This window comes from Barnesiella intestinihominis YIT 11860 (assembly GCF_000296465.1).
Classification (GTDB): domain Bacteria; phylum Bacteroidota; class Bacteroidia; order Bacteroidales; family Barnesiellaceae; genus Barnesiella; species Barnesiella intestinihominis.
Genome location: NZ_JH815205.1, coordinates 113,296 through 127,728, shown reverse-complemented (window position 1 = coordinate 127,728; position 14,433 = coordinate 113,296). Strand labels below are relative to the sequence as shown.

The 14,433-nt window shown below is 46.8% G+C and carries 12 protein-coding genes and 1 tRNA gene; 7 read left to right on the top strand and 6 right to left on the bottom strand.

Features of this window, described 5'->3' with window-relative positions:
- The first annotated feature begins 55 nt into the window (after positions 1-55).
- The 5 genes from hisG to HMPREF9448_RS09345 all read left to right on the top strand — a co-directional run bounded on the left by hisG (position 56) and on the right by HMPREF9448_RS09345 (position 5,058).
- Positions 56-907: an ATP phosphoribosyltransferase gene (gene hisG / locus HMPREF9448_RS09365; protein WP_008862325.1), complete on the top strand. Its 852-nt coding sequence runs from the start codon at positions 56-58 to the stop codon at positions 905-907.
- A 7-nt stretch (positions 908-914) separates the two neighbouring features.
- Positions 915-2,201, top strand: coding sequence for a histidinol dehydrogenase (gene hisD, locus HMPREF9448_RS09360; RefSeq protein ID WP_040296201.1), 1,287 nt, complete (start codon positions 915-917; stop codon positions 2,199-2,201).
- 11 nt (positions 2,202-2,212) lie between these two features.
- Positions 2,213-3,247, top strand: coding sequence for a histidinol-phosphate transaminase (hisC, locus tag HMPREF9448_RS09355; protein ID WP_008862323.1), 1,035 nt, complete (start codon positions 2,213-2,215; stop codon positions 3,245-3,247).
- 11 nt (positions 3,248-3,258) lie between these two features.
- Positions 3,259-4,386 (top strand): bifunctional histidinol-phosphatase/imidazoleglycerol-phosphate dehydratase HisB, encoded by a 1,128-nt coding sequence (gene hisB / locus HMPREF9448_RS09350; RefSeq protein ID WP_008862322.1) that lies wholly within the window; start codon positions 3,259-3,261, stop codon positions 4,384-4,386.
- A gap of 177 nt (positions 4,387-4,563) precedes the next feature.
- Positions 4,564-5,058 carry an SPOR domain-containing protein gene (locus HMPREF9448_RS09345; RefSeq protein WP_040296200.1) on the top strand — a complete coding sequence of 165 codons (495 nt, stop codon included), beginning with the start codon at positions 4,564-4,566 and terminating at the stop codon, positions 5,056-5,058.
- 108 nt (positions 5,059-5,166) lie between these two features.
- Here the strand turns inward: HMPREF9448_RS09345 and HMPREF9448_RS09340 are convergent, their stop codons facing one another.
- The 5 genes from HMPREF9448_RS09340 to HMPREF9448_RS09320 form a co-directional block, all read right to left on the bottom strand.
- Complete coding sequence (locus HMPREF9448_RS09340) at positions 5,167-5,592, bottom strand: GtrA family protein (RefSeq protein WP_008862320.1); 426 nt, start codon at positions 5,590-5,592, stop codon at positions 5,167-5,169.
- The gene (locus HMPREF9448_RS09335) at positions 5,589-7,169 is read right to left on the bottom strand and encodes an NAD(P)/FAD-dependent oxidoreductase (RefSeq protein ID WP_008862319.1); all 1,581 of its coding nucleotides are present in this window, start codon (positions 7,167-7,169) and stop codon (positions 5,589-5,591) included. The genes HMPREF9448_RS09340 and HMPREF9448_RS09335 overlap by 4 nt, the downstream gene beginning before the upstream one ends.
- A 37-nt stretch (positions 7,170-7,206) precedes the next feature.
- Positions 7,207-8,790 carry a hypothetical protein gene (locus tag HMPREF9448_RS09330; protein ID WP_008862318.1) on the bottom strand — a complete coding sequence of 528 codons (1,584 nt, stop codon included), beginning with the start codon at positions 8,788-8,790 and terminating at the stop codon, positions 7,207-7,209.
- A 736-nt stretch (positions 8,791-9,526) separates the two neighbouring features.
- Positions 9,527-10,156, bottom strand: a complete 630-nt coding sequence (locus HMPREF9448_RS09325; protein WP_008862317.1) for a hypothetical protein — start codon at positions 10,154-10,156, stop codon at positions 9,527-9,529.
- A gap of 346 nt (positions 10,157-10,502) precedes the next feature.
- Positions 10,503-10,574 (bottom strand) — tRNA-Met (locus HMPREF9448_RS09320).
- 240 nt (positions 10,575-10,814) lie between these two features.
- Here HMPREF9448_RS09320 and HMPREF9448_RS09315 point away from each other — a divergent pair.
- Positions 10,815-11,393, top strand: a complete 579-nt coding sequence (locus HMPREF9448_RS09315; protein WP_008862316.1) for a TetR/AcrR family transcriptional regulator — start codon at positions 10,815-10,817, stop codon at positions 11,391-11,393.
- 59 nt (positions 11,394-11,452) lie between these two features.
- The gene (fabG, locus tag HMPREF9448_RS09310) at positions 11,453-12,199 is read left to right on the top strand and encodes a 3-oxoacyl-[acyl-carrier-protein] reductase (protein WP_040296157.1); all 747 of its coding nucleotides are present in this window, start codon (positions 11,453-11,455) and stop codon (positions 12,197-12,199) included.
- Between the two features lie 75 nt (positions 12,200-12,274).
- Here fabG and HMPREF9448_RS09305 read toward each other — a convergent pair whose 3' ends face one another.
- A complete protein-coding gene (locus HMPREF9448_RS09305; protein ID WP_008862314.1) occupies positions 12,275-14,428 on the bottom strand; it encodes an outer membrane beta-barrel protein in 2,154 nt (717 codons plus the stop codon).
- Between the last annotated feature and the right edge of the window lie 5 nt (positions 14,429-14,433).

The following is a 14,433-nucleotide window of genomic DNA, read 5'->3' as shown; positions in this document are numbered from 1 at the left end:
GGATTATGGTAAGCCTTTTTTATATGGATTTTACTTATTAAAAACATGAAGAATTATGCTGAGGATAGCTATTCAGTCGAAAGGGAGACTATATGAGGAGTCTATGGCTTTGTTAGAGGAGGCAGGTATCAAGATACCGGGAGGGAAGAGGACGTTGTTGGTTCCTGCACGAAACTTCCCCGTGGAAGTGTTGTTTCTAAGGGACGACGATATTCCTGAGTCTGTGGCTTCGGGGGTTGCCGATGTAGGAATCGTGGGATTGAACGAGGTCATGGAGAAGCGTTGCCCTGTGGGTATTTTGAAAAAGTTAGGCTTCGGGAAGTGTCGCCTTTCATTAGCTATACCCCAAAACATAGACTATCAAGATAGAAACTGGTTTTCGGGAAAGAAAATAGCGACGTCTTATCCCGGAATATTGTCAGATTATCTGCACAAGAACGGGATAGTTTCGGACATTCATGTAATTACCGGTTCGGTTGAGATAGCTCCCGGAATTAGATTGGCCGATGCCATATTCGATATTGTCAGTTCGGGCAGTACGTTGGTTAGCAATCGATTGAAAGAAGTTGAAACCGTCGTCGAATCGGAAGCTGTTCTCATAGGAACGGATTCTATTTCTCCCGAAAAGCGGGGAATACTGGACGAGCTGTTGTTTCGTTTCGATTCGGTACAAGCCGCAGATGATAAAAAGTATATTCTCATGAATGTCCCGCAAAAGAAGTTGAACGACGTGTTGTCAGTGTTACCGGGAATCAAAAGCCCCACGGTCATGCCTCTGGCAGATAAGGAGTGGTGTTCGGTGCATACGGTACTCGACGAAAAATGCTTTTGGGAGATTATTAATCGGCTGAAAACGGCAGGAGCCGAGGGTATATTGGTGTTGGATATTGAAAAGATGATTTTGTGATATGACAGTGACGGTTTGGAAATATCCGAAGCGGGACGAATGGAAGGTGATTATGGCTCGTCCGCAAATGGATTTAATCTCTTTATCTCGCACGGTGTCCGATATTTTAGAATCGGTACGATGCGAAGGAGATGATGCGTTGAGACGTTATGAGAAGCAATTCGATCGGGTTGTATTGGATGCATTGCAGGTGACGCCTGCCGAAATGGAAGAAGGGATCGCGGCTGTGCCCGAGTCTTTGAAAAAGGCGATAAGACAGGCTATCGACAACATTCGTAAGTTCCACGCCTCGCAGGCTATCGAAGTGAAAAAAGTAGAAACCACACCCGGTGTGTGGTGTTGGCAGAAGCCAGTGGGAATAGAAAAAGTAGGTCTTTATGTGCCGGGCGGTACAGCTCCGCTTTTTTCTACGGTACTGATGCTGGCTGTCCCGGCTCGTTTGGCGGGTTGTCATGAAATCGTGATGTGTACTCCTCCCGGAAAGGAGGGTAAGATAGCCCCCGCTATATTGTATGCGGCTCGTGAGACAGGGATAGACCGTATTTTTAAACTGGGAGGAGTGCAGGCCATAGGTGCTATGGCTTTTGGCACGGAGAGTGTTCCGCAGGTATATAAGATTTTTGGACCGGGAAATCGTTATGTAATGGCCGCTAAACAGCAAGTATCCGTGCAAGGTGTAGCTATCGATATGCCGGCAGGGCCTTCGGAAGTGATGATTGTAGCCGATTCGGGCGCCGATGTACGATTCCTTGCCGCCGATTTTTTGTCGCAGGCCGAGCATGGGGCTGACAGTCAGTCGATACTGCTGACTACCGATCGTAGAATAGCCGATTTGTTCCCGGCTGAGATCGAACGACAACTGGACCGATTGCCTCGGCGTGAATGGGTGGAGAAGTCTCTTTCTCACAGCTCGGTCGTCTTGTTGGAGCGAGAGACCGATTTGGCCGACTTTGTCAATGCGTATGCTCCCGAACACCTCATCGTGCATCGTACAGACGCCGAGGAGTGGGCTTCGGCAATCGTTAATGCTGGGTCGGTATTCTTAGGATATTATACCCCTGAAAGTGCCGGCGATTATGCTTCGGGGACGAATCACACGCTTCCGACCAGTGGGTATGCCAAATCGTATAGCGGGGTAAATCTCGATAGCTTCACCCGTAAAATTACTTTCCAGCAGATTTCGTCCGAAGGGTTGAAAAATCTTGGTCCGGTGATCGAGAAAATGGCGGAGGCCGAACGATTGGAGGCGCATAAAGAAGCTGTGACGGTGCGTTTGCAGTCTATTCATTCTTAAAAAGTGCAGTTATGAAAAAAATAGAACAATGGGTGCGTCCCAATATTCGACAATTAAAACCCTATTCTTCGGCTCGGAATGAATTTTCGGGAGAGGCTTCGGTATGGCTTGATGCCAATGAAAGCCCGTTTAATCTTCCGTATAATCGTTATCCCGATCCGTTGCAAAACGATTTGAAAGAGAAGTTGGCAAAACAACGGGGTGTAATGCCCGAAAACATTTTTCTCGGTGTGGGAAGTGACGAAGCGATAGATTTACTGTATCGTATCTTTTGTGAACCCGGACGGGATAATGCGGTTTCGATAACTCCTACCTACGGTATGTATAGAGTATGTGCCGACATTAACGGCGTGGAGTATCGCGAAGTCCCTTTGAAGAAAGACTTTTCGTTGGATTGCGATGCTATATTGCAAACTATCGACACTCATAGCAGATTGTTGTTTTTATGTTCGCCGAATAATCCTACCGGCAACGTCTTTCCTGCCATCGAGATCGAGCGATTGATAACTGCTTTTGACGGGATTGTGGTCGTGGACGAAGCCTATATAGATTTCTCGTCCCGGCCTTCGTGGATTCGCCGGTTGAACGAATTTCATAATTTGGTTGTGCTGCAAACCTTTTCGAAGGCATGGGGTAGTGCCGGAGTCCGTCTGGGAATGGCATTTGCTTCGCCTGATATCATCGGCTATTATAATCAAGTGAAATATCCGTATAACATCAGTGATTTGGTTCAGCGTTATGCGATGGAAATGCTCGACCGAGAGAACGAAGTCCGGCGGTGGGTTGATGAGATATTATCGGTTCGGTCGCGGTTTGTCGAGCGCCTGTCCGACATACCGATGGTAAAAACGGTTTATCCGAGTGATGCCAATTTTGTATTGGTGAAGATGGTGGAGTCCGAGAAGATATATTTACGACTGGTTACCGATGGAATCGTCGTTCGTAATCGCTCAAAAGTTGCTTTATGCGGCGATTGTCTGCGTATCACTATCGGGACAGATCGGGAAATGAATGTTTTATTGGAAACATTGAAAAGTTACAGCTAAATTCGAGAGTTATGAAAAGAGTTCTTTTTATCGACCGGGACGGAACATTGGTAGTAGAACCTCCTGTGGATAAACAAGTCGATTCGCTTGAAAAATTGGAATTTGTGCCCAAAGTGTTTCAGAGTCTTGCTTATGTGGCTACTCGTCTCGATTTCGAGTGGGTGATGGTGACCAATCAAGATGGTATGGGCACGTCTTCGTTTCCGGCAGAGAATTTTTGGACGGTGCAGCGTAAAATTATACAGGCTTTCGCCAACGAGGGTATTCGCTTCGACGAGGTTTGCATAGACTCCTCGTTTCCCGAAGAGAACCTTCCGACCCGTAAACCGGGTACGGCTATGCTTTCTCGATACCAGTCGGGAGAGTATGATTTGGAACATTCCTATGTTATAGGCGATCGAATGACCGATGTACAACTGGCCGCCAATCTCGGTTGTAAAGCGATTTATTTCGCTTTGCCTGAGCGGGGTGTGGCTGAATTGGACGCTGAGGGACTTTCATCGGTCTGCGAAGCGGTGACCGATGACTGGTGGAAAATCGCCGAGATTTTATGTGCCGGAACTCGTCGGGTTATTATCGACCGGCGTACCTCCGAGACCGATATTTGCGTTACGCTGAATCTCGATGGGACGGGGCGAACCGAGGTGCATACCGGGTTGGGATTCTTCGATCACATGCTGGACCAGTTAGGACGGCATGCCGGAGTCGATTTGTCTGTGTTCGTGACTGGGGATTTGCAGGTGGACGAACATCATACGATAGAGGATACGGCGATAGCTTTGGGTGAGGCCTTTGCTCGGGCGTTGGGAGACAAACGGGGTATAGGTCGGTATGGCTTTTCTTTGCCTATGGACGACTGCTTATGCAGGGTCGCCCTCGATTTCGGGGGACGGCCGTGGTTGGTGTGGAATGCAACTTTCCACCGTGAGAAGATCGGCGATATGCCTACCGAGATGTTCTACCATTTTTTTAAGTCGTTCAGTGATGCGGCTCGTATGAATTTGAATATTCAAGCGGAAGGTACGAATGAACATCATAAAATAGAAGGGATTTTCAAAGCATTGGCGCGAGCTTTACGAATGGCAGTGAAACGGGATATTACCGACCGTGAATTGCCTTCGACAAAAGGTGTTTTGTGAATCGGGGAGCAAATCCTGAGATTTTGAAATGGGGGCAGGGTTAAACAAAATGATAGGTGATCCTTGTATTTTTGTAAGATTGATTTTTGTAATAAAGTTTATTTGTTACTTTTGCATTGTATTCGTAAAGGCGAATAGAAATAAGGAATCGAGTAAATGTCTAAAAATTATAACCCTATGAGAAAGAATTGGATTTGGGGATTATCCCTTTTGTTAATCGGTGGTATGGCATCGTGTAAGTCGAGCCAAAGTGCCTATAAGGCTGCTTATGAGAAGGCCCAAGAGAAGAAGATAGAAGAGCCTGTTACAACCGGAACTACACCCGTGGTGACAACCCCTTCGACGACAACAACGACGACAACAACGACGACAACGAATACGGCTCCTATTCGGGAACAGAGTGAGAAAATAAACGCTGTCGACGGGAACGATGCTTTGTTGAAGAGTTATAATGTAATCGTGGGGAGCTTCCGTCAGCGACTCAATGCACAGAGCCTTTGCGAGCGTTTGCGTGCCGACGGCTATCCTGCCGTATTGGCTCAGAATGCACAAGGTATGTATCGTGTCGTAGCTTGTTCGTTCGACGACAGGGCTACTGCCGTACAAGCCCGCGAAGGATTGCAGGCTAAGTACCCTCAGTTTACCGATGCTTGGTTCTTGATTAACAAGTAGAAAATTGTTCAAGTAGTTTATACGGGGCTGTTCCAAGCGGTTGGGACAGCCTTTTTTATGTTCTGGACAGACTGGTAAGAGACTTCTGTGGCTCGTCTGCTCTTCCGTTTATTTAAATACCAAGTATTTGCGGGCGAAGAAGTTCCATAAGTAGACCATAGCGGCAGCAACGATTTTGGAGAACATGTAGTGTGTGCCGATACAGTCGGTGAAGAGCCAGATGAGAAGGTCGTTGAACCCTAACCCCACGACTCCTATTGCGGCAAAGAAAAGGAACTCGACAATGCGGTTTCTAAATTTCGAATTGTTGAATACCCAAATGCAACTGATGATGTAGTTGATGACCAACCCGGCTATGAACGAGAGGGTCGCCGAGAGGAGATAATGCAGTCCGGCGTATTCGGTGAGGATATACAATAGTCCGAAGTCTACGATAAAGGCGAATCCTCCGACAAAGAAGTATCGCACGAATTGGATAAGGAGATTATCGGATGCTCCGTAGAAGATTTTTTTGAATTTATGGGTCGGGTTCATTTGCTTTCGTGATATTCTTCTTCTGTATTTACCGACCATACCTCGCTTTTATCGTTATTCCCGGTGGCGATGTGATCGACGGCGACCATAGCGGTCATCATGGAATGATCCATGTTGTTGTACCGATGTTGCCCGTTGCGGCCTATGCACCAAAGGTTTTCTATTTTGTTCAAGAAATCTTTTACCTTATCGAGTTCGTAATAGCTGCCGAAATAAGAGGGGTAGGCTTTTTTGACTTTTATGCGTACCGAATCCAAGACATCGTCGGGATCGATGATCCCTATTTGGGTCAGCTCACCGATAGCCATTTGCGTGAAGTCCTTATCGGACATTTTCCAAAAGTCGTCGCCCTCGGTACAGAAGTATTCTAACCCTATCCATATCGTATTTTCGTAGTCTTTTACCAAATAGGGCGACCAGTTGTTGAATATTTGCAGACGGCCTATTCGCACATCGCGTTCCTGTATGTAAATCCATGTGTCGGGGATGCGATCGGCGAAAGTTTTTATTTTTGTTCGATTTTTTATGGATAGTTTTTTCATCAATAGTCCCACCGTGATAAAATCGCGGTAAGGCAGTTCTTCGGCAATGCGTTTCACATCGTCGGGTACATCGATTCCCCGGATAGATTGTATGAGGTCTTTTAACGGGAGGGACGAAAGGAAATAGTCGCAGGGTACTTCCCTCCGTTCGCCCGAAGGTGTATCGACTGTGACGCTCGTTACCCGATTTCCTTCGATGTGAATCTCTTTGACCGGGGTTTCCGTGATGACCTCGCCTCCTTTTTCAGATACTTCGCCGGCCACAGTTTCCCAAAGTTGTCCGGGACCGAGTTTGGGATAGACGAATTGCTCGATGAGCGAGGTTTCCACCTCTTTGAGGTTTTCCTTTTTGGAGAAACTTTTTTTGAGCATGTCTTTGAGTATGGCGAATACCGACAGTCCTTTTACTCGCTGTGCACCCCAGTCGGCTCCCAGTTTCGAGGGGTGTACGCCCCAGACTTTTTCGGTGTAGTCCTCGAAGAACATTCTGTAAAGCGGTTTGCCGAACCGGTTGATGTAGAAGTTTTCCAACGATGTTTCGGGCTTTTTAAAGAATACCGACCATACGTATCCGCAACCGGCTTCGATGGTGCGGAAAAGGCCCATGTTGGTGAACGTTTTCAGTTTGAGCGATATGGGATAGTCGAAAAACTTATGCAGGTAGAATATGCGGGATATGCGGTTTCTTACGAGCATCACGCGGTCGGTCTTTTCAGGATCGGGACCTTTTGGGGCAAATTCTTTGCCGGTGGTTCCCAGCAACCTGTCATCGAGAGAGGGGGCGCCTTGTAACGGCATGATTTCGTTCCACCACTTGGTAACTCGTTGGCTTTTGGAGAAGAAACGATGTCCTCCTATATCCATGCGGTTACCTTGATATCGAACTGTTTTGGAAATACCGCCTATGTCACCGGACTCCTCGAATACGACAGGGTGAATGTCTGTATGTTTGAGTAGCTCGTAGGCTCCGGTGAGCCCTGCGGGACCGGCTCCGGCGATGACGGCTTGCTTTTTATTTTTATCGATTGTATTCATATCTGTCGATTGAAATTGAAAGGATCGCTTCCCGGCTCTAAGGTAGCGTATTTTTTCCATCTTGCCGTTGGGATTGAGAAAGTTTTTTCTTGGCGGCCTCTCTGTCGAATTTTAATAGATAGGTATCCGGGTTGGGTACATGGGAAGCGACGAAGAAAAGGTCGTCGTTCTTTTGTATCGCCGGGTAAAGGTATCGGGGGGTAGAGCTGTATCCGAGCTGGTCGAGAATGACATATTCCACCCCGTCGTCGAGCATTTTCTGTATTACAGCGCGGTCGTCTTGTGAATAGGCGTAGCCGGCGACTCGTGTCCCTGAAAACATGTAGAGTAATTCTCCTTTTCGGGAGGCTACTACGGTTTCGGGCGAAACATGTTCTTTTAACACGAGACCCAATCGAAAAAAGTTTTGATAGGCCGGCGGGAACGGCATTTTGTTCATGGCGTGTAACTCCTGTATGTTTCCTATGCCGGTGAGCAATAAAAGGGAGAGTACCCACGGGGAGAAAGTATATTTTAATTTGAAACGATGGATCGTATCCGTCGCCACGGCGTAGATGCCTACGAGTAATCCCATATTCATGAAGGGAATAAGTGTGGTAATGTAGCGGTTTTCACTGGGGGTACTGAAAATGGAAACGAGTCCGAAAGTGAAAACGGTGTAACCGATGAGTACCCAACGGTACTTCCCGAAAGCCCAAAAACCGCGTATGATGAGAAAAATGAGCAGTATCGCTATGATCCACATGAAAAATCCGGCGGAAACTTCGGCGGAGTAATTGACTTTAAAATAGGGGATTACCGAGTTGGGCAGGGCTTTGGAAACCAGCATACCGAGCGTTTCGAAAAAGCGGTCGATAATACCGCTCAGATCGAGCGATCCGTCTTCGGGTCTCCACGGATTTACTTGTGCAATGGACTCGAAATAACGGCTTTGCCCGATACCTAACGATTTATTTCTCCATATCCACGGGAGACAACCGATGATGAATCCGGCGACTGTGCTTGCCGCTTCTTTCCACTTTTTCGTACAGAGAAAAAAGAGCACGACGGCGGCGAATAGAGCAACTCCTTGTGTACGAATGTGGTAGCAGAGTATGACCATGACTAACATGCCGTAGAAAGAAAGGTCTTTATAGAATGGCTTTTCTTTCTTCATATTCGCTAAGAGGAAAATGGCCGCGGTTGAAACGAAAAAGCAAGACATCTCGCTCATCATCATCGTGGAGAAGTGAAGTACCCGATCGCTCAGAATGGCGGCGCAGGCTCCTACTAGTGCAAGGCTTTCGGGTATTTTGCGTTTGATCATAAAAAAGAACAGTAACAAAGCTCCGCCTAAAAGGAAAAGCCCGTTGAGTATTTTTTGAGCTATGATGCTGTCGGTAAAAAATCTTAGCGGGGTCATCAATAAAGGATATCCCGGGGGAAAGGCATTGGTGGGGTGAGGGGTGGGAGCCGATATATCGGCATAACCTTGTCCAGAAGCGAGAGACGAGGCAAATGTATAGTACCGGCAGTTGTCCCCGTTTATATCTATTTTTTCATTAAAAATGTAAACGTAGGCACATGCCCATACGATGATCAACAACCCTATATAAATGGCTCGGTTTTTCTGGATCTTCATAATTATCGATATGTTATTATAAAAATATTAAAACAAAAATAATCTATTTTTTATATGGAATGAAATTTTTTGCCATATTTCAATCTTTTCGTGAGGGGGGATTCGCTTATTCTTTTTAGTGGCGAGAAGAACGAACCGTTCGGGCTGCTGTTTTTATTAACCCCTTCGTCCTTGCGGACACCTCCCCTATATTTTGCGGTGCAAAACACAGAGGAGGAGATTGAGAGTAACCCTCCGCTCATTGCAGTGCGATACCCCCGCATACGGGGCACGGCAAGGGGAGAAGGTTGAATACTAATGATTTTCTTTCCCAGTCAAAGAAAGTCCTTGTTACATTAATTCGCTTTATTTGTTCATTCTTCTCAACAGCGAGAAGAACGAACCAAGAAGCGCCGCCGCTGTTATCGGGCTTTTGGGTTCGTCGCTATGGTCGCCGTCGGGGTCTGCGGAACTCGCTCCGCTCGGACAGTCCTCGCCCTTTTTCCTCCGTCTTCCTTGCGACTTCACCGCCCGATAAAGGCGGGGATTTAATTCGTGCTTTTGACGGTCTTGAATCTTTTTGTTGATACGACATGACGTTTCGCTCCATATTTTGCATTAGCAAAACACAGAGGAGACGAGAAAATGGCTCGTTATGTTATGAGGTATGGTAGGGGAGAAGGGAGACTTCCAGTTTCTGCTCATCGAAATCGAGAGGGAAAAAGAGGGGATTAGGTTCACCCTCCACCTGTCGGATTTATTCTCTTCTGTTGCAATCGAAGGAGGATCGATGGAATCCGGGTGCAGGTTCTCCAATGGGATTACCGGCAGGAGTGCCGCACCAGATGCTCCCGGATAGGGGCGATAAGGGCTGCGGGGTGTGCGCGGAGATTTCGGACCCGGCTGTCGTGTAGTCTTCTTGCAGGTCCTTATCGGCTTCGTGAGCGGAGGCCGGTTGCACGGATTCTTTTTCTTCGGCCTCGTGCGTTTCGGTTTTCCTTCTGAGAGCTTCCCGACGGCAGGCTTCGAAACGTTCGCGCTCTTCCCGTTCCTCGTGTGTGTCGAAGATTTCTTCGTGGTCGACGAGGAACTGGGTGGACTCGATGTCGTATAGTCCGGCTTTTCGGAAGAGTTGGTTGCGTTTCTGGTAGTGCCAAGCGAGAGTTCCTTCGGCCAGCATTTTCTTCTTGTCGTTTCGGGGTCGTTTTCGTTCTTGGGAATGTCTTTCGAGCTTGTCGATACAACGAATGACGGCGAGCATGGTCAGTCTGTCCCGACGGGGGTCGAGTTCGAGGAGAATCTTGTAGTATTTGATGAGCGCTACTTGTCGGTAGTTCTCGATTTCACCTCTCAGGTCTATGGTTGTTTCGAATCTTGTATCTATCATCGCTCGTTTGATTTTTTTGCGAAGGTAGGATAGGGGGATAGTGGAATTATGGCATGATTATACTTTTATTCGTTTATTTTTCTCAACAGCGAGAAGAATGAACCCGGAAGGGCTGTCTTAGTTATCCATGTACTTTTTTTATTAACCCCTCCGTCCTTGCGGACACCTCCCCTATATTCCCTTATGGAAACACCCCGCAATGCTATGGGGCAGGGGAGAGGTTAAAGCGGTTCTTTTGCAGTCTAAGCAAAGGAGGGGTATAATATTCTTATTATTGAACTCGACGAGGTGTTAGATTTGAAAGGGGGAAAATAAAAAAGGACTGTAATATACAGTCCTTGTGTAGTTGCGGGAGCCGGATTCGAACCGACGACCTTTGGGTTATGAGCCCAACGAGCTACCACTGCTCCACCCCGCGATGTTTGTGAGTGCAAAGGTATGGATAATTTTTTAAATAGCAAATATTTTGAAGAGAAATATATATAGTTTGTTCTTGGAGTTTATTTAAGTTATTGAATGACAGAAAATTATTTTATTGTTAAAAATGTAAATACCGTGGTATGAAGGAAAAACGGGGTGCATACTTTGGTATTTCATGATAAAAATGTGTAATTTCGCACAAGTTTTGTACAGATGTGCAGATAGATGAATTAGGATTATGGTTCGTACACGAGAATTGCTTATCGATGTTGCCCGTCAGTTGTTTGCCCGTCAGGGTGTGGCCGCTACGACGATGAACGATATAGCCGAGGCGTCGGGAAAGGGTCGCCGTACGATTTATACCTATTTCAAGAATAAGAATGAGATTTATTGGGCCGTCGTGGAAGCCGAATCGAAGCATTTATACGCTCGGTTGGAGGGGCTTACAAACCGGGATTTGCCTCCCGAAGAGAAGTTGCTCAACTATATCAATATCCGTTTGGAGGCTGTGAAAGAAGCTGTCGTGCGTAACGGGACATTGCGAGCGGAGTTTTTCAGGGATATTTGGAAAGTGGAGAAGGCCCGGAGGAGTATAGACTTGCGAGAAGTGGCCTTGTTGCGGAGCATATTGAGCGAGGGCGTGGAGCAAGGTGTATTTCATATTCCTAATGTGACGGCTACCGCTTCGGTGCTTCATTATGCGCTTCGGGGGCTGGACGTCCCTTATATCCGCAATAATTTTTCGGAATCGGGAATAGACCGATCGAGATTGAAGGATTATATATTGGATTTTATTTTATACGGAATAAAACGATAGAAATATGAACCAAAGGGACGAGGCGCATGTCTTGTCCCTGTATTATGAAAAAAAGAGTTATGAAATTACTTGAAGGAAAAGTCGCTGTGATTACCGGCGCAGCACGGGGCATAGGAAAGGCTATCGCCCTGAAATTCGCTTCGGAAGGAGCTGATATCGCATTTACGGATCTTGTTATCGACGAGAACGGTAAAGCTACCGAAAAAGAGATTGCCGCTTTTGGCGTGAGAGCCAAAGGGTATGCTTCGAACGCAGCTAATTTCGAAGAGGCTCACAAGGTGGTGGAAGAAATTGTAAAGGATTTCGGCCGTATCGATGTTTTGGTGAATAACGCAGGTATCACTCGTGACGGTTTGATGATGCGCATGACGGAGCAGCAATGGGATATGGTTCTTACCGTGAACTTGAAATCGGCATTTAATTTTATCCATGCCGTAACTCCTATTATGATGAAACAGAAATGCGGGAGTATTATAAATATGGCTTCGGTCGTCGGTGTATCGGGTAATGCCGGACAGTGTAATTACTCGGCTTCGAAAGCCGGTATGATAGGTTTGGCGAAGTCCATCGCCAAAGAGCTGGGCTCTCGCGGCGTGCGTGCCAATGCTATCGCTCCGGGTTTTATCATTACCGATATGACAGCGGCTCTTTCGGACGAAGTGAAAGCCGAATGGGCTAAACAAATTCCTTTGCGTCGAGGCGGTACGCCCGAAGATGTGGCTAATGTAGCTACTTTCCTTGCCTCGGATTTGTCGTCGTATGTAACGGGACAGGTTATCCACTGCTGCGGCGGTATGAATATGTAATCGGGTCTGCACGACAAGATATATATAGTACAGGGGCTATATCTGAATGATATAGCCCCTGTATTGTTCCTATATTTATTTCCCGGCGGCGTTTACCGAGCCGCTGTTGATCGAGTTGTTGATTCGTTGTTGTCCGGCTTCGTGTTTCCGTCCCCAATTGATATTCCAACTTATGTCGAGAGTTAGGAGTTGTTTAATCATATTGGTTGTCGTTTCTCTGTAATATCCCGCATAGCGGTTCCAGTTTTCGGATTTTACTTTGTAATTGTTGATGAAGGGATCGAGAACCATGATCCCGAAGTTCCAGTCTTTGTAGGCATAGGATAGTTTAATTCCGTGTACATTTTCACCTCCTGTGAGGGTTTCTCCCCAAAATCGATTGAAATTGGTTTGGAGTATGCCGTTGAGCGTAAATCCCCAATGGGAAATATCGATACTGGCATCGATGAAAAAATTGTTGTAGGTATGTGTGTAGGTATTTCCTCGCATCCAGTATCTATGCCAACCCGGGGCAGCACTGAGGGTGAGCCAGCCGGGAATGACATTGATGCGTGTGTTGAGGTAGAATCGTAATTCTTCGGCATTCTTTTGATTGTCTACCCGGCTGAGTATTTTGTCCCCGACCCAGTATTTTTCGGGCATGATCGCACCGGGAGCATGGGTATAGAATGCGCCGAGTTTTCCGTAAAATATTCCTCGGTTGTATTGGTATTGCAGTTCGTATTTATAGGTAGCATAGGGTTTTACATCGGGGTTACCGGTCGATTGTTGAATCCCGTCTATGTCTTGAACGACCGGGCTGAGCATGTCGAGGGTGATTACGCTGCCCATGCGGACAAAGTTGAATCGTAGGGAGGAATAGTCGTCGATGGTATATCGGGCCGTGAACCGGGGACGCCAAATGGAGTAGGTGTGGGACTGCCTGTTTTGTGGCGCATAGTGATAGAGGCTGTATCCGAGTCCGACCGACCCATCGAAATGGTTCCCGAGGCGTAACCAGTATTCGCCGAAAATATAGCTGTTGCCTTGATTCATGCGATCGATGGTATTTTGTTCGACATACTTGTTTTGTATCCATGACTGCGTGTGCCGTATTCCGGCGGTAAGCCGGCTGTTTTTCCAAGTTTTTTCGTAATCGACTTCGCCGAGTACCGAGAATGTTTTCCCTTTGATGAGGTTATCGATGTTTACCATAGGGGCGTCCGTGGCTAAATCGTTTTCATTGTAAAGTCTGTGACTGTGCGATGTTTCATAGCTGGTCACGAGATTTGCCATGATGAGTTGGTCTTTTTTCAAATTATTTTGGTAGTAGAGGTTGAGCGAAGGATGTAAAGATATGTATTCCGTGCGGTCGTACATGTTGTTTTCGATTCCTCCGGGACGCTCGTCGGTCAAAATGCCTTTGTATTTGTTTTTATAATTGTTATTATTGAAATTGAGCGAGGCATTGAACATTTGTTTTTGAGGGTCGAGGAAGTTGTAGTTCAGTGTGTGTCCGTTGTGCCAAGCCTCGAACCCGCTTCCTTTTTGGCTTTGCTCGGTGCGGACATACCGGGAACCATCGGCAAGTTCGTATCTTTCTGTATTGCTACGACCCATTTCCAGATTCCAGCGTGGTGCGAACCACCCGGAATAGGAGAATTCTGATTTGCCGGTGTTGACTTTGACCGAAGTCCAATATTGTCCCCACCCTCGGTTTAGCGAAGGTGTAAAATTCCCCATGAAACTACCACCCGAAGTGGGCGTTTTAATGATGAAGTCGAGTACGGCTCCTGCCTCGCCATAACGTATTCCCGGATTATCGATGTATTCTACCCGTATGATTTGCTCGGGAGAAATGCCTTGTATTTCTTTTTCCGTGACCGGACGTCCGTTGATACGCAGGCTTAATTCGCTTTTATCGGTCAACGATATACTATTGTCGGTGGGGTTGATGACGATACCCGGTATTTGCAGTTTTTGCAGTAATTGCAATCCGTTTTTCGATTGTTTTATCTGTTGGGCATTGGGGAAAAGCAGATTGCGATCGGCTTTACGTACCCAAGCGGAGGCTTCTACGGTTACTTCGTCGAGTTCTATGTGATCTATCGAGGCTTCTATGGAGTCGATGTCGATTCCCGTTGTGTCGGCATAAACTACTTCTATCGTATCGTTGTCGGTTGCGGGATGCGCTTTTGTCGTGGAAAAGACCGCTAATATACCTGCAAGGAGGAGTACTTTTTTTATCATTGTAT